The sequence below is a fragment of the Caulobacter sp. KR2-114 genome, from assembly GCF_049446115.1.
Taxonomy (GTDB): domain Bacteria; phylum Pseudomonadota; class Alphaproteobacteria; order Caulobacterales; family Caulobacteraceae; genus Acaudatibacter.
Genome location: NZ_JBMSEC010000003.1, coordinates 132126 through 148302, shown reverse-complemented (window position 1 = coordinate 148302; position 16177 = coordinate 132126). Strand labels below are relative to the sequence as shown.

General features: G+C 70.3%; 17 protein-coding genes. 10 read left to right on the top strand and 7 right to left on the bottom strand.

The features are described from left to right. The first annotated feature begins 147 nt into the window (after positions 1–147). Positions 148–1059, top strand: a complete 912-nt coding sequence (locus tag ACO2Q3_RS13040; RefSeq protein ID WP_423307097.1) for a hypothetical protein — start codon at positions 148–150, stop codon at positions 1057–1059. Here the strand turns inward: ACO2Q3_RS13040 and ACO2Q3_RS13035 are convergent. Continuing rightward, positions 1050–2756, bottom strand: a complete 1707-nt coding sequence (locus tag ACO2Q3_RS13035; RefSeq protein WP_423307095.1) for a sensor histidine kinase — start codon at positions 2754–2756, stop codon at positions 1050–1052. The two genes, ACO2Q3_RS13040 and ACO2Q3_RS13035, sit on opposite strands and share 10 nt — an antisense overlap. Positions 2757–2932: 176 nt before the next feature. On the opposite strand from ACO2Q3_RS13035, the gene ACO2Q3_RS13030 reads away from it, so the two are divergent. Both ACO2Q3_RS13030 and ACO2Q3_RS13025 read left to right on the top strand, forming a co-directional pair. Beyond that, positions 2933–3700 (top strand): sensor histidine kinase, encoded by a 768-nt coding sequence (locus ACO2Q3_RS13030; RefSeq protein WP_423307093.1) that lies wholly within the window; start codon positions 2933–2935, stop codon positions 3698–3700. Between the two features lie 60 nt (positions 3701–3760). Further along, positions 3761–4183, top strand: coding sequence for a SufE family protein (locus ACO2Q3_RS13025; RefSeq protein ID WP_423307091.1), 423 nt, complete (start codon positions 3761–3763; stop codon positions 4181–4183). A gap of 7 nt (positions 4184–4190) precedes the next feature. Here ACO2Q3_RS13025 and ACO2Q3_RS13020 read toward each other — a convergent pair whose 3' ends face one another. The 5 genes from ACO2Q3_RS13020 to ACO2Q3_RS13000 all read right to left on the bottom strand — a co-directional run bounded on the left by ACO2Q3_RS13020 (position 4191) and on the right by ACO2Q3_RS13000 (position 8843). Next, complete coding sequence (locus ACO2Q3_RS13020; protein WP_423307089.1) at positions 4191–4676, bottom strand: PAS domain-containing protein; 486 nt, start codon at positions 4674–4676, stop codon at positions 4191–4193. Positions 4677–4995: 319 nt separating this feature from the next. Beyond that, positions 4996–5415 carry a MucR family transcriptional regulator gene (locus ACO2Q3_RS13015; RefSeq protein ID WP_423307087.1) on the bottom strand — a complete coding sequence of 140 codons (420 nt, stop codon included), beginning with the start codon at positions 5413–5415 and terminating at the stop codon, positions 4996–4998. 222 nt (positions 5416–5637) lie between these two features. Then, positions 5638–6873, bottom strand: a complete 1236-nt coding sequence (locus ACO2Q3_RS13010) for a DUF2336 domain-containing protein (RefSeq protein ID WP_423307085.1) — start codon at positions 6871–6873, stop codon at positions 5638–5640. 100 nt (positions 6874–6973) lie between these two features. Further along, the gene (locus tag ACO2Q3_RS13005; protein ID WP_423307083.1) at positions 6974–7858 is read right to left on the bottom strand and encodes a crotonase/enoyl-CoA hydratase family protein; all 885 of its coding nucleotides are present in this window, start codon (positions 7856–7858) and stop codon (positions 6974–6976) included. A gap of 67 nt (positions 7859–7925) precedes the next feature. Continuing rightward, positions 7926–8843 carry a LysR substrate-binding domain-containing protein gene (locus ACO2Q3_RS13000; RefSeq protein ID WP_423307081.1) on the bottom strand — a complete coding sequence of 306 codons (918 nt, stop codon included), beginning with the start codon at positions 8841–8843 and terminating at the stop codon, positions 7926–7928. Between the two features lie 120 nt (positions 8844–8963). Here ACO2Q3_RS13000 and ACO2Q3_RS12995 point away from each other — a divergent pair, with 120 nt between their 5' ends. Next, complete coding sequence (locus tag ACO2Q3_RS12995; RefSeq protein WP_423307079.1) at positions 8964–9629, top strand: peroxiredoxin-like family protein; 666 nt, start codon at positions 8964–8966, stop codon at positions 9627–9629. A gap of 92 nt (positions 9630–9721) precedes the next feature. Further along, positions 9722–10048 carry a hypothetical protein gene (locus tag ACO2Q3_RS12990; protein WP_423307077.1) on the top strand — a complete coding sequence of 109 codons (327 nt, stop codon included), beginning with the start codon at positions 9722–9724 and terminating at the stop codon, positions 10046–10048. On the opposite strand, the gene ACO2Q3_RS12985 is transcribed toward ACO2Q3_RS12990, so the two are convergent. Next, entirely contained in the window at positions 10038–10757 is a 720-nt protein-coding gene (locus ACO2Q3_RS12985; protein ID WP_423307075.1) for a hypothetical protein, read from the bottom strand. The genes ACO2Q3_RS12990 and ACO2Q3_RS12985 overlap by 11 nt on opposite strands. A gap of 139 nt (positions 10758–10896) precedes the next feature. On the opposite strand from ACO2Q3_RS12985, the gene ACO2Q3_RS12980 reads away from it, so the two are divergent. The 5 genes from ACO2Q3_RS12980 to ACO2Q3_RS12960 all read left to right on the top strand — a co-directional run bounded on the left by ACO2Q3_RS12980 (position 10897) and on the right by ACO2Q3_RS12960 (position 15909). Then, on the top strand, positions 10897–12570 hold the full coding sequence (locus ACO2Q3_RS12980; protein ID WP_423307074.1) for a GMC family oxidoreductase: 1674 nt from the start codon (positions 10897–10899) through the stop codon (positions 12568–12570). Positions 12571–12574: 4 nt separating this feature from the next. Then, entirely contained in the window at positions 12575–14116 is a 1542-nt protein-coding gene (locus ACO2Q3_RS12975) for an acyl-CoA synthetase (RefSeq protein WP_423307072.1), read from the top strand. A gap of 244 nt (positions 14117–14360) precedes the next feature. Beyond that, a complete protein-coding gene (locus ACO2Q3_RS12970) occupies positions 14361–14684 on the top strand; it encodes a cupin domain-containing protein (RefSeq protein ID WP_423307070.1) in 324 nt (107 codons plus the stop codon). 61 nt (positions 14685–14745) lie between these two features. After that, positions 14746–15363 carry a TetR/AcrR family transcriptional regulator gene (locus tag ACO2Q3_RS12965; protein ID WP_423307068.1) on the top strand — a complete coding sequence of 206 codons (618 nt, stop codon included), beginning with the start codon at positions 14746–14748 and terminating at the stop codon, positions 15361–15363. A gap of 96 nt (positions 15364–15459) precedes the next feature. Further along, positions 15460–15909, top strand: a complete 450-nt coding sequence (locus ACO2Q3_RS12960; RefSeq protein ID WP_423307066.1) for a MaoC family dehydratase — start codon at positions 15460–15462, stop codon at positions 15907–15909. The last annotated feature ends 268 nt before the right edge of the window (positions 15910–16177 follow it).

Below are 16177 nucleotides of genomic sequence, written 5' to 3'. Positions count from 1 at the left end.
GTCGGCCATGGCGCCGGTGATCGCCAGGATCTGCGGCAGGGGCGGGGACGGGGGCAGGGGCGGGGGAACGGGGGCGGTCACGGGACGTCTTTCGGCTTCGCCCTCCGATAACGCCCCGGAAAGCTGCTGTCGCCAGACTTCCGCGGGATGATTCGTCTCCCCACCCGACGTCTCGCGGCCCTCGCCGGCCTGGCGATCATGGTTTCCGTGCCGGCGGGGCGCGCCGTCGCGGGGCCGGCCGATCTTTACTACGAGCGCACGGTGATGGTGGTCGCCGGCCAGCGCTGCGCCCTGTTCACCCCCGAACTGCTGGCGGCCCTGGCCAGCGCCCAGCTGCAGGCCCGCGGCGCGGCGCTGCGGGCCGGGGCGCCGGTCGCCCAGCTCGACGCCACCGCCGAGCGGGCCCGGGCCAGGGCCGAGGCGTCCGGCTGCGGCTCTGCGGACATCCGCACGGCCGCCGACCGGGTGCGCACGGCCTTCCGCGACTACCAGCAGCTGAAGAGCCTCAGCTATCCGGGCGACTTCAACCAGTGGATCGCCGACCGCACCGCGCCGTCGCCGGGCCTGGCCGTCTGGCGCCTGGTGCAGAGCGTGCGCTTCGGGCCGGACCTGATGGACTTCGGCATGGCCCAGGCGTCCGGGCCGCCGGTGCTGGTGGCCTCGGCCGGCTTTGCCGACGGCGCCAGGCCCTATGCTGCGAGACTGGTGATCCGCGAAGTCAGCCTGACCCCCGGACCGTTCCTCAATCCGCGCGCCGCCGACGCCCGCGGGCGTATTCCGCTGCCTTCGCGGATGCCGCCGCGCTCGGCGATGCGCGCCTTCGCGGCGCAGACGCGCACGCCCTCCGGCCGCGACCTGCTGCCGGTCGGCGCGAAGTCGGCCTGGGTCTACCGCTTCCCAGACGCGGCGGTGAACGCCCTCACCGGCCTCGACCCGCGCGAGGCGGTGGCGGTGGAGTTCATCTTCTCGGGGCGCACCGGCGACACTGTGCGCACGGCCTACGTCGAGGTCGGCGACTTCGCCGCCGGCCGGGCCTTCCTGCACGCGCCTCAGCGCTGAGGCTTGAAGGCCACGACGTTGGAGCCCAGGGCGGCGGTGGCCGGCGGGGCCGCCGTGGCCCGGGCGGCGGACGGCGCCGGCTGCGGCGGCGCGGGCGCCTGCGCCCCGGCGTCCAGCATCACCGGCATGCGCACGGTGACGGCGGTGCCCTCGCCCAGGGCGCTCTCGATCGACATCGTGCCGCCGTGCAGCTCGGCGAAGGCGCGCACCAGCGACAGGCCCAGGCCCGTGCCCATGGCGCGCTGCTCGCTGCCGCCGGCCTGTTCGAACGGCCGGCCGAGCCGGGTCAGGTCGTCGGTGGCGATGCCGACGCCGGTGTCGGCGACGACGATCTCCAGGTCCGGGCCCTGGGCCCGGGCGCTGACGATCACCTGGCCGCCCTTGTTGGTGAACTTCAGGGCGTTGGACACCAGGTTCAGCACAATCTGCTTGATCGCCCGGCGGTCGGCGTCGACCTCCAGCGGCGTGGCCGGCAGGGCGCCGCGCAGGTTCACGCCGGCGGTGTCGGCCTGCACCCGGGTCAGCCGCAGGGCGGCGGAGATGGCGTCTCGGGCGTCGAACTCCTCGCGGGTGAGCTCGAAGCGCTGGGCCTCGATCTTGGACATGTCGAGCACGTCGTTGATCAGGTCCAAGAGGTGGCCGCCGCTCTCGTGCACCAAGCCCGCGTACTCGGCGTAGCGGTCGCTGATCGGCCCGAACATGCGCGAGCGCATGATGTCCGAGAAGCCGATGATGGCGTTCAGCGGGGTGCGCAGCTCGTGGCTCATGTTGGCCAGGAACCGTGACTTGCCGGCGTTCAGCGACTCCGCGTCGGCGGCCGCCTGTTCCAGGCCGGCCTCGCGGGCCCGCTCCAGGGTGGCGTCGCGCAGCACCGCGGTCAGGCCGTTGTGGCGGCGGGTGAGGGTGGCGACGATCCAGCGGTCCGGCGCGCCCGAGGGCGCAAAGCCGAAGCGGGCATGGCCTTGGCGGAAGGCGGTGGAGATGGCCTCGATGGCTTCCAGCGGGTCGGCGGTGAGCTGCACCAGGCCGGCGCGCTCGTCGGCCCCGGAAAGCGCGTCGGGCAGGGCGCCCACCCGGCGGCGCAGCGCGCCCTGGGCGTCCATGAACATCAGCATCAGCCCGTGGTCGTACAGCAGGTCCGCGATCTTGCCGTCGTCGGCGTCGAGGCTGAGGGCGGCGTCGCGCCGGCGCATCACCAGCAGCGCGGCGGCCAGCGCCACGCCCAGGCTGACCACGGCGAACAGGGCGAAGGCCGGGTGCAGCTCGGTGACCGGGGCGAAGCCGGACATCTGCGCCAGCACCGCCGCCGCGGCGATCGCCGCCGACAGGGTCGCCGCTCCCGGCAGGCGCCGGCCGCCGCCCATGACGATGCCGGCGGCCAGGGGGGTCACCGACCAGATGGCGAAGGGGCCCGTCAGGCCCCCGCCCAGCAGCACCGCCGCGGCGGCGCACACCGACCAGAGGATCAGCAGCGAGGCTTCGATGCGATCGCCGAAGCGTGGCAGCAGCAGGCCGGCCAGGCCCGGCAGGGCCGCGACGCCGAGCGCCGTGACCATCGGCGAGCCGTCAGAGGGCGGAAAGATCGCCGCGACCACGGCCCCGGCCAGCATCACCGCGAACCAGCCGCCATGCCAGGCGGCCGCGTCGCGCAGGGCGCGTTCGGTGGGCGACAGCGGCGGCTTTGCGGCCTTGGACAAGACTCAGGCGACTCCCTTCAGGTGTTGGAGCGCCACACTAGCCGCCGAAAAGTGGCTCCGCGAGGGCGCGCACGCCGCAGGCGAGAAGTGCGCCGTGGACCGCCTGTGGACGGAAACGGATTCGTAAGCGCAACCCATTATGAGTTGCCGTTCGAATGGAAGGCACGCGACGCCCCATGGCCGAGGCCGCAAAGGTCCACCACCTGCCGGATGCGCACGCCATCCTGGCCGCCACACGCCGTCCGTCGAACCTGGACGACCAGAAGCGCTCGTTTCTGCGCATGGTCAGCCACGAGCTGCGCACGCCGCTGAACTCGATCATCGGCTTCTCCGAGATCATCGCCAGCGAGCTGTGCGGGCCGCTGGGCTCGCCGCAGTACAAGGAATACGCCGAGCACGTGCGCCAGTCGGGGCACAAGCTGCTGCGGCTGGTCAACCAGGTGCTGGAGATCGCCCGGCTGGAGGGGCACGTCACCGACCTCAACCTGGTGCCCGAGCCGCTGGACCATGCGGTGGACGACGCCCTGGACGGCCTGCGCGAGGAGATCCGCGCCCGCAGGATCGAGATCGTGGTCGCCAACGAGGGGGCGTTGCCAAGCGTCACCGCCGACCCGCGCGGCCTGCGCACCATCCTCTTCAACCTGATCCAGAACGCGGTGACCTTCTCGCCGGAAGGCGGGCAGGTGCGTATCAGCGCCGAGGTCCGCCCCGGCCGGGTGGAGATCCGCGTCTCGGACGACGGAGAAGGGGTGGACGAGCAGGATGTCGCCCGGCTGATGCGTCCGTTCGAACAGGGCGAGAGCGCGCTGACCCGCTCGACGGAGGGCGCGGGCCTCGGCCTGCCGATCGTCAGCCTGCTGTGCCGCGCCATGCGCGGGACCCTGCGGCTGTCCAGCCCGCCCGGGCAGGGACTAACGGCGATCGTGGCCTTGCCGCCGGGATAGATTGCCAGGCGGGGGCTGGGCGCCTAAATGCGGGCCCTCACGCGAGACCGCTCCCCCGTCATGACCGACACGATCAACGACGCCCTCGACGATCTGCTGATCGAATTCGATGTGCTGGACGACTGGGAACAGCGCTACCGCTATGTGATCGACCTGGGCCGCGAGCTGGCGCCGCTCAGCGGCGAGGAGCGGTCGGACGCCAACAAGGTGCGCGGCTGCGCCAGCCAGGTGTGGCTGGTGACCGAGCCGGGCGAGGCGGGCACCGTCACCCTCCGCGGCGACTCCGACGCCCACATCGTGCGCGGCCTGATCGCCATTCTTCTGCGGCTGTACTCGGGGCGGTCGCCGGCCGAGATCGTCGGCTTCGACGCCAAGGCGGCGTTCGAGAAACTGGGACTGACCGGCGCCCTGTCGGCGCAGCGGTCGAACGGTCTGTTCTCGATGGTCGAGCGGATCCGGCGCGACGCTGCGGACCGGCTCTAGTCTCGTCTCAGGCGGCGCGGATGCCGCTGGATTCGCCCGAGAGGCCGACCGGGGCGTCGTAGCCCAGGATCATGTCGACGTCGCGGCCATTGGTGGCCAGGGGCAGGCGCAGCCAAAGCACGGTCATGTGCGCGGCTCCGCGCCAGGCGAAATTGTGGTGCCCGACCCCCGGCTTGCCGCTCTCGACGATCTTGTCCAGTTCCTGGCGCCAGTACTCGGCCGACGCCGCGTTGTAGATGTCCTTCAGCCGCTTGCCGGTGATCTCGCCCCCATACACCCCGTACAGCCCCGTTCCAGCCAGGCGGAGGCGGTAGTCGCGCGGATCCTTCTCGACATCGATCAGGCTGACGGTCGGCAGCAGTCGCTTGAACCCTTCCGGGTCGATGTCAGCCCGGCGCGGGAGGCGCGAGCCTCTTCGCAATCCGGACCAGTAGCCAAACAACTCCTCATGCGCCCGCATAGCGGTCGCTGGAGCCCCCAGTTGCACGCTCATCTTCGGATTCCTTAACAACCCCTTGGAATCACAACGATTCACTATCGCTTAACGAACGAATCGGCGGCAAGGGGAAATCGACTCGGGCGGAATAATTTCCGGCGAAGAGTCAAGAAAGACTCACATTCCAAGCACTTGCGGCAATCGGCCCGTCCGCGGCCCGGCCTACCAGGACTCGCGGGCGTTGACGGCGGTGCGGCGGCGCACCCTGGGGGAGGGGACGCAAGGCCGCGCCCACAGCGCCTGGCCGGCCCCCGAAACGCAGAACGCCCGCCCCCGGGTCCGGGGACGGGCGTCCGATCAGATCTGAAAGAGGAGGCTAGCGGCGCTTGCGCGAGGCCTGGCGGCCGCCCTGGCCGAGGCCCATCTGCTTGGCCAGCTCCGAGCGGGCCTTGGCGTAGTTGGGGGCCACCATCGGGTAGTCCTTGGCCAGGCCCCACTTCGCCCGGTATTCCTCGGGGCTCATGTTGTACTTGGTGCGCAGGTGGCGCTTCAGAGACTTGAACTTGCGTCCGTCTTCCAGGCAGATCAGGTATTCCGGGGTCACCGAGCGGCGCACCGGAACCGCCGGTTCCTTGGGCGCAACTTCGACCGGTTCCACGCCGCCGGACACCGAGCTGAGGGCGCGGTGGATGCTCTGGATCAGGGCCGGAAGATCGGCCGTGGCGATCGTGTTGTTGCCAACGTAGGCGGACACGATATCCGCGGTCATCTCGATAATTTCCGACTTATCGTCCATCGTCTCTTCTTTCAGACTACGAGAAATGGGGGAAACCTGGATCGATTCCAAGCTTCGATCGGCGGGTACTTATATAACTTCGCGCGGGCGGACAAGCGCCGATGAAGACTTTATTTGCATTGTGCACTATCCGCTTGGCGACGTTGAATAACCGGCGAATGCGGTTCGCCGGGCCCTGCGATTCTTCAAGTTAGATTAGCCGCGAGGCGGCCGGCTTGACAGTCAGCGCGCGAGGTCGGCGGAAAACGCCAGCATCGCGGCGCGTTGCGGCACCGAGAATTCGTCGATGTTGCTGTCGTCCTGTTCGCGGATCGCATGCAGCAGGGCCGGGGTCATGGCCGACGACAGCGACCAGTTCCAGTAGCGCAGCACGGTCTGGGCGCGGTCGACGGCAATCATGTCGTAGGTGGCGAACACCCGCTCCAGCGCCGGCGCGATCTCGCCGGCCTCGGTGGCTTCCGGGCGGCGCATGGCCTTCCACAGCGAGCGCAGCGCGGCCTTCGGCAGGCCGGTGGCCTTGCACAGGATGGCCAGGGCCTCGCCGCCGGGGTCGGTGAAGATCTTGGCCCCGGTCATCGGCTTGAGACCGGACAGATAGGCGATCTCCTCGGCGATCTGCCGGGTCAGGCCCTTCTCGGCGGCGGCGACGGCCTCGTCCAGGCTGGCGAACGGGCTCTTGGCGAGGGCCGCACGGTTGCGCTGGCGCCGCTCGATGAACTGCAGCGCCTTGCGCGCCAGCGGATCCTGCCAGCCTTCCTCGGCGGCGATCGGGAACACGTCGGCGGAGGCTTCCTGGAGGATTTCCCGCGAGACGGCGAAGCGTTGCAGGATGGCTCTGCGGGCGGCGGGCTCGGCCCACCAGAACAGCACATAGGCGTGGCTGGGGCGCAGCTCCGGTCGGCGCAGCAGCATCGGCGCCAGGTGCTGCCAGTCGCGGGTCAGGGCGACCACGGTCTCGATCGCCGCCTGCGAGAAGCGCGCCGCCTCGTTGCGCAGCAGGGCCTCGATCACCAGGGTCTCGCCGCCCTCGACCAGGGCCTCGGCGATCACCTCGCTGACCACCCGGCGCTGGGCGATGGCGCGGCGGTGCGCGCCCGTGGACGAGCGGATGCAGTCCAGCAGGTCGGAGTCGCTGAGCGACACGCTGTCTTCCAGCAGCGGCCGGGCGACGTCGTACTCGTCGCGCAGGATCAGCCGCACCAGGCTGTTGGGAATCTCGGTCAGCTGCGCCAGGCGCCGGGCGACGCGCTCGCGCTCCTCGAAGTCGGCGTCGCGCAGCATCTCCACCAAAAGGTCGGCGGTCACCGCCCGTTCGAAGGTGTTCACCCGGCTGGATGGCAGGCTGACCACGTCGGCCAGCCGCTTCATCAGCGCCGTGCGGGCGCGATGCTTCGGCGGCGGGCGCCGCGAATCCAGGCCGATGATCTCGGCGGACGGCTGTGGGGCGGCGTCGCTCATGGACGGCGGGCGGGCTCTCGGAATCAACGGACCCGCACTGTCGCGCCGCCAGCGTTAACCGGTCGTTTCCGGTTGCCGGCGGCGCGGCGTCGCGCCGGGGTCAGCTGAACTCGCGCGGCTTCCAGTTCGGCCAGATATTCGGCAGGTCGGTGGAGACCTTGTTGGGGTAGACCGGCTGGCGCTTCTCCAGGAACGAGGTCACCCCCTCGCGGGCGTCGGCGGAGGCGCCGCGCGCCTGGATGCCGCGGCTGTCGGCCTTGTGCGCTTCCATCGGATGGTCGGCGCCGGCCATGCGCCAGATCATCTGCCGGGTGATCGCCACCGAGACCGGGGCGGTGTTGTCGGCGATCTCGCGGGCCAGGGCGCGGGCGGCCGGCAGCAGGTCGTCCGGCTCGTGCAGCGAGCGCACCAGGCCTTTCTCGTGCGCCTCCTGCGCCGGGAACACCCGGCCGGTGTAGCACCACTCCAGCGCCGTCTGGATGCCGACCAGGCGCGGCAGGAACCAGGACGAGGCGGCCTCGGGGTTGATGCCGCGGCGGGCGAACACGAAGCCGTAGCGGGCGGTGTTGGAGGCCATGCGGATGTCCATGGCCAGTTGCATCGTCACGCCGATGCCCACGGCCGGGCCGTTCACCGCGGCGATCACCGGCTTGAGGCTGTCGAAGATGCGCAGGGTGACCATGCCGCCGCCGTCGCGCTGCACGTCGCCCACCCGGTTGGCCGAGCGTTCAGGCGTGGTGTTGCGGTCATAGTCGAAGGTGGCGCCGCCGGCCGACAGGTCCGCCCCGGCGCAGAAGGCGCGCCCCGCGCCGGTGACGATCACCACCCGAACATCGTCGTCGGCGTCGGTCTGGTCGAAGGCGGCGATCAGCTCGCTCATCATCTTCGGCGTGAAGGCGTTCAGCTTGTCCGGCCGGTTCAGGGTGATGGTCGCGATGCCGTCCTCCACGTCGTAGAGGATGGTCTCGAAGGTCGGATTGGCCATGCCTTGGGCTCCCTGTGTGATTGGGGCCATGGGTTTGCGCTGACGCGGGGAGAGTCAAGCCGCGGGCTTACCCAGCCCCTGGCGGCGCCCAGTCGGCGAGGGAGGGGCGCAGGGCCTCGATCAGGAAGTCGGTGAAGGCGCGCGCGGCCGGCTTGGCCCCGTGGCCGGCGACGTAGACGGCGTGGATCTCCGCCCCGCCCATGTCCCAGTCCGGCAGCACCCGGGTCAGCTGGCCGCCCTCCAGCTCGCGGCGGCAGCCCAGATAGCCGGTGGAGAACACCCCCAGACCGGCGACGGCTGCAGCCACGGCGCCCTCGTTGGTGGAGATCGTCAACTGCGGCTCGACCCGCACCGAGGTGACCTTGCCGTCCTTGCGGAAGGTCCAGGCCCCGGCGCTGCGGCTGGGCGGGGCGAAGACGATGCGGTGGGACGGCAGCTCCGCGGGGCTCGAGGGCGCCCCGGCGCGGGCGAGGTAGTCCGGCGAGGCCACCAGCACCCGCCGCGCGGCGCCCAGCCGCCGGGCCCTGGCGCTGGAGTCGGCCAGCGGCCCGAAGCGCAGGGCCAGGTCCACGCCCTCGGCCACCAGGTCCTGGCGCGCGTCGTCTAGCACCATCTCGATGGCCAGCGCCGGGTGGCGGTCGGCGAAGGCCGGCAGCACCGGGATCACCTCGCGGCTGGCGAAGCTGGACGAGGCGCCGATGCGCAGCCGCCCGCGCAGCTCCCCCGTGCCGCGCGCGGCATGGTCGGCCTCGTCAAGCTCGGCCAGGATCGGCTCGATGCGGGCCAGGTAGTCGGCGCCGGCCTCGGTCAGGGCCACGGCCCGGGTGGTCCGGGTCATCAGCCCCGCGCCGACGTCGCGCTCCAGCTCGGCGATGATGCGCGAGACCGAGGGCTGCGACAGGCCGAGTTCCCGGCCCGCCGCCGAGAAGCTGCCGGTGCGGGCGACGCGGCTGAACAGGCGCAGGGCGAAGAGGCGATCATTCATCCGGAATATGGATATGTCATAGCCATATCGTCCGTCTACCTGCGCTCGGCCGGATCAACCACCTTGCCCCGCAACGCCGCCCATCACCTCTCCCGGGGCGGCCAGCGAAGGAACCGACCCATGGCCCTGCAAGACCAGCTCGACGCCCTGAAGCACGAGTTCGAGACCAACCTCGCCCCGCCGGCGGTGGTGGAGGCGATCCACCGCTCCACCGACGAACTGATTGCCTCCGGCCAGGCCGAGCGGGCGCTGAAGGCGGGCGACCGCGCCCCCGACTTCGCCCTCGCCGACGCCGACGGAAACCAGGTCTCGCTCTCCGACCTGCTGGCCAAGGGGCCGGTGGTGCTGACCTTCTACCGCGGCGTCTGGTGTCCCTACTGCAACCTCGACCTCAAGGCGCTCGAGGCGGCCGCGACCGAGATCCGCGCCCGCGGCGCCAGCCTGGCGGCGGTGTCGCAACAGACCGCGCCCAACAGCCGCAAGGCGCAGCGCATCGAGGGCCTCAGCTTCCCGATCCTCGCCGATCCCGGCGGCCAGGTGGGCGACGCCTTCGGCCTGCGCTTCCAGATCCCGGACTATCTGAAGGCCACCTACCTGCAGCTGAAGGTCGACCTGTCGGTGATCAACGGCGAGGCCAGCTGGACCCTGCCGATGCCGGCCCGCTACGTGATCGGGACCGATGGGGTGGTCGCCTACGCCGAGGTGAACCCCGACTACACCCGCCGTCCGGACCCGTCCGAACTGCTGCCGGTGCTCGACCGCTTGGCCGCGGCCAAGGCGGCCTGACCGATCCCGCGCGGTCCTGGCGCCGGCCTTCGCGTCGGCGCCAGTCTGGCGTCACTTTTGCAACCTGGGCGTGGCAAACGCAGGAGCGGGCGATGAGCATCGGTGGCGTCGGCGGCGCGGGCTATGCGCCAAGTCCTTACGGCAGCACGCAAAAGAGCGCGGCGGGCGGTCTCGGCGCCGCCAGCGTCGGCCCGGCAAATGACGCCGTGTCGGAATTCATGAGCTGGGCAAAGATGACCCCAGCGCAGCAGATGCGCGCCCAGATCCTCGGCTCCATGGGGCTCAAGGAGTCCGACCTGGCGGCCATGGACCCGAAGCAGCGGGACATGACCGAGAAGAAGATCGCCGAGCGCATCAAGCAGCTGGTCCAGAACAGCGTCGAGAAGAAGACCGGCGTGGCGGTCGACATCAAGGCCTAGCAGGGCTTTCCACCAAGACGGGCGACTGAGGTGACGGCGCGGCTGGGCATGCGTCCAGCCAGGTGAACCTCAGGATGGCGATCTCGTCGAAGCCGCCGAGCGCACGCCAGCGGCCATGCGAATGCGCCAGGGCGAGGTTGGTCGCGTCCCTTGCGCCGCCTTCCTGCAGGACGTGTTTCGGCTCGCCCTGGTGCAGCACCGGCAGGTAGCGGCAGCTCTTGGCGACCTCTGTCACCAGCGCCGTATTCAAGAAGCGATCCGCCCGCGAATACGAGATGACACTGGCCGCGTGACCCTGGATGGCCAGGCGCGTTCGCTCGGCGACCCCGGGATCGAGGCGCAGGCCAGCCGCCAGAAAGGCGTTTCGGCAGTCCAGGTCGGGTCGCGGCCGCTGCGCATTGGCCCGGCTACGGGCGAGCAGCCATCCGAGACGCCACCGATCGGCGGCGTGGACCTCGACGCGCTGCGGCTCCTCGGTGCGATCGGCGCCGCCGACGAGATACGGACTGATGACCGTGTCCGGCGCAAGCGGACCGAACGGCGGGTGTGCGGCGATGTCGGCGACCGTCGCGCATTCGGCGGCGCGCGCGGCGGCCGTGTCGGGTGAGGGCCGGCTCGCGAGCCATGGGATCGTGCTGGCGGCGAGGCCAGCGCCGGCCGCCAACACGAGAGCCGCAGCGGCCGACGCAACCAGGGTGCGAGATGCCATGGCGCGACGATCGGAGATTTAGGATGCCGAGGCAACCGCCGTACCTGAAGTCTCCGCCGCCTTCCGCCGCGTCCACCTTTACGCCCGCCGGGCCGGCGCCTCATAAGCGCTGATAACAATGCCCTAGGGAGGGGTGCGCATGGCCGAGCCGATCCTGGCCGACTTCATCATCGTGGGCGCGGGGTCCGCGGGCTGCGTGCTGGCCAACCGGCTGTCGGCGGACGGCAAGACGCGGGTGCTGCTGCTGGAGGCCGGCGGCGACGACCGGCCGACCAAGAACCCCGGCCAGTTCATGTCCAACCTGATGATCCACGTGCCGGTGGGCTATTCGCAGACGCTGAAGGATCCCAAGGTCAACTGGCTCTATCCGACCGAGCCGGACCCCGGCACCGGCGGACGGGTGCACGTGTGGCCGCGCGGCAAGGTGCTGGGCGGCTCGTCCTCGATCAACGGCCTGCTGTACATCCGCGGCCAGCACGCCGACTACGACGGCTGGCGCCAGCTCGGCTGCGAGGGCTGGGGCTGGGACGACGTCGCCCCCTATTTCCGCCGCGCCGAGCACCAGGAGCGCAAAGGCCTGGACGAGCACCACGGCCAGGGCGGCCCGCTGAACGTCTCCGACGTCACCCAGCGCCACGAGGTCTCCGACGCCGTGGTCGAGGCCTGCGTCGAGGCCGGCATCCCGCGCAACGCCGACGTCAACGGGGCCGACCAGGAGGGGGTCTGCTACTACCAGCTGACCGTGAAGAACGGTCAGCGCTGCTCGGCGGCGGTGGCCTATCTGCACCCGGCGATGGGGCGGCCGAACCTGGACGTCCAGACCAACGCCCTGACCACCCGGGTGCTGTTCGACGGCAAACGCGCCGTCGGCGTCGAGTACCTGCAGGACGGGGTGAAGAAGATCGCCCGCGCCTCGGGCGAGGTGATCCTCGCCGGCGGGGCGATCAACTCGCCGCAGCTGCTGCAGCTGTCTGGGGTGGGATCGGGCGCGCTGCTGGCCGAGCACGGCATCGGCGTGATCGCCGACCTGCCGGGCGTCGGCGGGAACCTGCAGGACCACTACGTCATTACCACCACCTATCGGCTGAAGGCCGGCACGGTGTCGGTGAACGAGCTGACCAAGGGCGCGCGGTTCGTCGGCGAGACGCTGAAGTACGTCTTCCAGCGCAAGGGCCTGCTGACCCTCTCGGCCGCGCACATCGCCGCCTTCTGCAAGTCGCGGCCGGACCTCTCCAGCCCGGACATCCAGTTCCACATCTTGCCGGCGACCATGGACACCGAGAAGCTGGTCAACGAGCAGAAGATGGAGCTGGAGGGCCAGCCCGGCCTGACCATCGCCCCGTGCCAGGTGCGGCCCGAGAGCCGCGGGACCATCCGCATCCGCTCGGCCGATCCGACGGTCTATCCTTCGATCGTCCCCAACTACCTGGCCGATCCGCTGGACCAGGAGGTCGCGGTGGCGTCGCTGAAGTGGGCGCGCAGGATCGCCGGCCAGCCAGCCCTGGCGCCCTGGATCGACCACGAGATGATGCCCGGCCCGGACGTCCAGGACGACGAGGCCCTGCTGGGCTACGCCCGCATGGCCGGCTCGACCATCTACCACCCGGTCGGCACCTGCCAGATGGGCCGCGGCCCCCGGGCGGTGGTCGATCCGCAGCTGAAGGTCATCGGCGTGGAGGGCCTGCGGGTCGTCGACGCCTCGGTGATGCCGCGCCTGGTCTCCGGCAACACCAACGCCCCCACCATCATGATTGCCGAAAAGGCCGCCGACATGATCCTCGGCAAGGCCCCGGCCCCCGTTCTGGCAGGCTGATCCCATGCATCCGTACATCCACGCCAAGTCCACCCCCGACAAGCCGGCGGTGATCATGTCCGGCAGCGGCGATGTGGTGACCTACGCCCAGCTCGACGCGCGCTCGAACCAGGGGGCGCATCTGTTCCGCTCCCTGGGCATCGGCCAGGGCGACTCCATCGCCATCTTCATGGACAACACCGCCCGCTACCACGAGGTGCTGTGGGCCGCGCAACGCGCCGGCCTGCGCTTCACCTGCATCTCCTCGAAGCTGACGGCGGGCGAGCTGGAGTACATCGTCAAGGATTGCGAGGCCAAGGCGCTGATCGCCTCGGCCGGCGTCGCCGACGTGGCGGTGGAGGCCGCGCCGTTGATCGGCGGGGTGAAGCTGTTCATGTGCGACGGCGCGGTGGCGCCCTACGCCTCGTTCGAGGACGCCCGCGCCGCCTTCCCCACCACCCCGATCGCCGACGAGAGCGGCGGGGCGGCGATGCTCTATTCCTCCGGCACCACCGGCCGGCCCAAGGGGGTCAAGCGGGCGGTGGACCCGAACGCCGCCATCGACGCGCCCAACCCGCTGGCGGGCCTGGGCCAGGCGCTCTACGGCTGGACCCCTGACGCCATCTACCTGTCGCCGGCGCCGATCTACCACGCCGCGCCGCTGGGCTGGACCATGGCGGTGCACGCTCTGGGCGGTACGGTGGTGATCATGGAGAAGTTCGACCCGGAACAGGCCCTGGCCGACATCGAGCGCTTCAAGGTGACCACCGCCCAGTGGGTGCCCACCCACTTCGTGCGCATGCTGAAGCTGCCCGAGGAGACGCGGTCGAAGTACGACACCTCCTCGCTGAAGGCGGTGTTCCACGCGGCCGCGCCGTGCCCCGTGCCGGTGAAGGAACAGATGATCGCCTGGTGGGGGCCGATCATCAACGAGTACTACGCCGGCACCGAGGGCAACGGCTTCTGCGCCATCAATTCCGAGGAATGGCTGCGCAAGAAGGGGTCCGTGGGCCGCGGTCTGACGGCGGCGGTGAAGATCTGCGACGAGGAGGGCAACGCCCTGCCGCCGCGCGCCGAAGGCCAGGTGTTCTTCGACGGCCAGGCCACCTTCGAATATCACAACGACCCGGCCAAGACTGCCGAGAGCCGCAACAAGCACGGCTGGACCACCCTCGGCGACGTGGGCTGGGTAGACGAGGAAGGCTACCTGTTCCTCACCGACCGCAAGAGCTTCATGATCATTTCCGGCGGGGTGAACATCTATCCGCAGGAGATCGAGAACCTGCTGATCACCCACCCCAAGGTGGCCGACGTCGCCGTGGTCGGCGGCCCGCACGAGGAGATGGGCGAACAGGTGATCGCGGTGATCCAGCCCGGCGACTGGGCCGACGCCGGCCCCGAGCTGGCCGCCGAGATCGACGCCTTCGCCCGCGCCAACCTCAGCCACGTGAAGATCCCGCGCAAGATCGACTTCATGCAGGAGCTGCCGCGTCACCAGACCGGCAAGCTCTACAAGCGCCTGATCCGCGACGCCTACTGGGGCAAGGAAGGCTCCAAGATCGTCTGACAGGGCCGACGACGCCTGGCCCTCTCCCCACATCGTGGGGAGAGGGTTGGGTGAGGGGTGGTTCCGCGTGACGGGCTTCTCCTGAAAGGCTCTGCGGGCGGCGCGACCCCTCACCCAACCCTCTCCCCCAAGGGGGCGAGGGCTTTCTTGCCGGGACGGGGCTGAAGCGCGCCGCCTTTCCTCTTGACTCGAAGTGATATGCATATCACTTATGTGATATCGACATCACAACTGGAGAGCCGCCATGGCCGAGGTGCTGCGCAAGGACTGGAACGAGGCGAGCTGGACGCCGACCGAGACGCCGGGGCTCGACTATTCGGTGATCCGGCCGAACGGCGACGGCGGCGCGACGATCTTCCTGAAGTTCGCCAAGGGGACGGCCGGCGCCAAGCACACCCATCCGGGCGGCGAGGAACTGTTCGTGGTCAGCGGCGACATCACCATCGGCGGGCGGCGGCTGAAGGCCGGCGACTACCTGTACACTCCGCCGGGCGACAGCCACGACGCCCAGGCGCACGAGGAGACCGTGCTCTACATGGTGCTGCCCAAGCTGCCGGTGTTCCTGTGAGCGCGGCGGGCGCCTGAGCGGAGCGGTTGACAGCCGCCAGCGGGGCGCCGCGTATGCGGCCATGACGGCAGGCGCAGGCGCACCTCTGACCCCGGACAGGCGTCTTCAGGACGGCCGTACCCAGGACGGGCGCGCCCTGGGCGACACGGCGCAGAAGCTGATCGCGGCGGCGGCGGCGGAGTTCAACGAGCACGGCTTTGCCGGCACCGACACCAACCGCATCGCCCGCCGGGCCGGCTTCGCGCCGCAGACCTTCTATCGCTGGTTCGTCGACAAGATCGAGATCTTCATCCGGGTCTACGACGCCTGGCAGATCGAGGAGGCGCGGGCCCTGGCGCCGCTGCTGGCCGAAGGGGCGCCGGACGCCGAGGTGGCGGCGGCGGCCGTCGCCCACCACCGGGCCTATCTGCCGTTCCGGCGCTCGCTGCGGCAGCTGTCGCTGGAGCACCCCCAGGTGCGCGCCGCGCGGGCCGCCAGCCGCCTGCGGCAGATCGAGCGCATCCGCCTGGGGCAGGGCGCACGCGCGCTGGACGCCGCCGTCCTGGCCCCGTGGCTGCTGGAGATGGAGCGCCTGTCGGACGCCCTGGCCGAAGGCGAGATCGAGGACATGGGGCTGGATCCCGAGGTCACCCGCGGCGAACTGGCGGGCATCATCGGCCGCATCCGTCGCGGCGGCTGAGCCCATCCGCCGTTTGGTGGGAAACGCGGCTTGCCACGGCGCCGGTTTCGTTGTGAGACGGCTCTCTTGCTTGCAATCAAAGAGGGAGGCGCAGAAATGCAGCCCGTCGAGTTTAAGGATCTTCCCGACCTGGTGGGTCAGGAGACCGGCGTGTCGGATTGGCTCCAGATCACCCAGGACCGGGTGAACCTGTTCGCCGACGCCACCGGCGATCACCAGTGGATCCACGTCGATGTCGAGCGCGCCAACCGCGAGATGGGCGGCCCCATCGCCCACGGCTACCTGACCCTGTCGCTGATCCCGTTCCTGTCGGCCGGCCTGATGCCGGTCAACGGCGTCTCGCGCGGCATCAACTATGGCTCCGACAAGGTGCGCTTCACCAACATGGTGCGCGTCGGCAAGCGGGTGCGCCTGCGCCAGAAGCTGATCGGCGTCGAGCCCAAGGCCGGCGGCCTGCAGATCAAGAACGAGTGCACCATCGAGATCGAAGGCGAGGACCGCCCCGCTTGCGTCGCCGAGACGATCTCGATCCTGTACGGGGGCTGAGGCTGGGCAAGCAGGCCCGGTTACACACAACGCTCTCAACCGTCACCCTCGGGCGTAAGTCCCGAGGGTCTATGCACACGTGAGAACGATTGGCGCGCTTCGAAGGGCGCGCCACGACGGGGCGGCGGCCGCTCCAGCAACGCTCCGCTGCCGCTCTCGACTTCGTCTCACGCGTTCATGGATCCCCGGGACTTACGCCCGGGGATGACGGTGGAGAGCGGGGGGGGGGGGCTTGTTCGAGAGCGGCTTCGCTCCGCGACACACGTCG

Bases quoted from the DNA above. Each gene is read 5' to 3' on its own strand.
- ACO2Q3_RS12965 (WP_423307068.1), top strand. From the start codon at position 14,746: ATGACGGCAGGCGCAGGCGCACCTCTGACCCCGGACAGGCGTCTTCAG.
- ACO2Q3_RS13030 (WP_423307093.1), top strand. From the start codon at position 2,933: ATGGCCGAGGCCGCAAAGGTCCACCACCTGCCGGATGCGCACGCCATC.
- ACO2Q3_RS13015 (WP_423307087.1), bottom strand. From the start codon at position 5,415: ATGGACGATAAGTCGGAAATTATCGAGATGACCGCGGATATCGTGTCC.
- ACO2Q3_RS12995 (WP_423307079.1), top strand. From the start codon at position 8,964: ATGGCCCTGCAAGACCAGCTCGACGCCCTGAAGCACGAGTTCGAGACC.
- ACO2Q3_RS13040 (WP_423307097.1), top strand. From the start codon at position 148: ATGATTCGTCTCCCCACCCGACGTCTCGCGGCCCTCGCCGGCCTGGCG.
- ACO2Q3_RS13025 (WP_423307091.1), top strand. From the start codon at position 3,761: ATGACCGACACGATCAACGACGCCCTCGACGATCTGCTGATCGAATTC.
- ACO2Q3_RS13005 (WP_423307083.1), bottom strand. From the start codon at position 7,858: ATGGCCAATCCGACCTTCGAGACCATCCTCTACGACGTGGAGGACGGC.
- ACO2Q3_RS12980 (WP_423307074.1), top strand. From the start codon at position 10,897: ATGGCCGAGCCGATCCTGGCCGACTTCATCATCGTGGGCGCGGGGTCC.
- ACO2Q3_RS13000 (WP_423307081.1), bottom strand. From the start codon at position 8,843: ATGAATGATCGCCTCTTCGCCCTGCGCCTGTTCAGCCGCGTCGCCCGC.
- ACO2Q3_RS13010 (WP_423307085.1), bottom strand. From the start codon at position 6,873: ATGAGCGACGCCGCCCCACAGCCGTCCGCCGAGATCATCGGCCTGGAT.
- ACO2Q3_RS12990 (WP_423307077.1), top strand. From the start codon at position 9,722: ATGAGCATCGGTGGCGTCGGCGGCGCGGGCTATGCGCCAAGTCCTTAC.
- ACO2Q3_RS12975 (WP_423307072.1), top strand. From the start codon at position 12,575: ATGCATCCGTACATCCACGCCAAGTCCACCCCCGACAAGCCGGCGGTG.
- ACO2Q3_RS12960 (WP_423307066.1), top strand. From the start codon at position 15,460: ATGCAGCCCGTCGAGTTTAAGGATCTTCCCGACCTGGTGGGTCAGGAG.
- ACO2Q3_RS13020 (WP_423307089.1), bottom strand. From the start codon at position 4,676: ATGAGCGTGCAACTGGGGGCTCCAGCGACCGCTATGCGGGCGCATGAG.
- ACO2Q3_RS12970 (WP_423307070.1), top strand. From the start codon at position 14,361: ATGGCCGAGGTGCTGCGCAAGGACTGGAACGAGGCGAGCTGGACGCCG.
- ACO2Q3_RS12985 (WP_423307075.1), bottom strand. From the start codon at position 10,757: ATGGCATCTCGCACCCTGGTTGCGTCGGCCGCTGCGGCTCTCGTGTTG.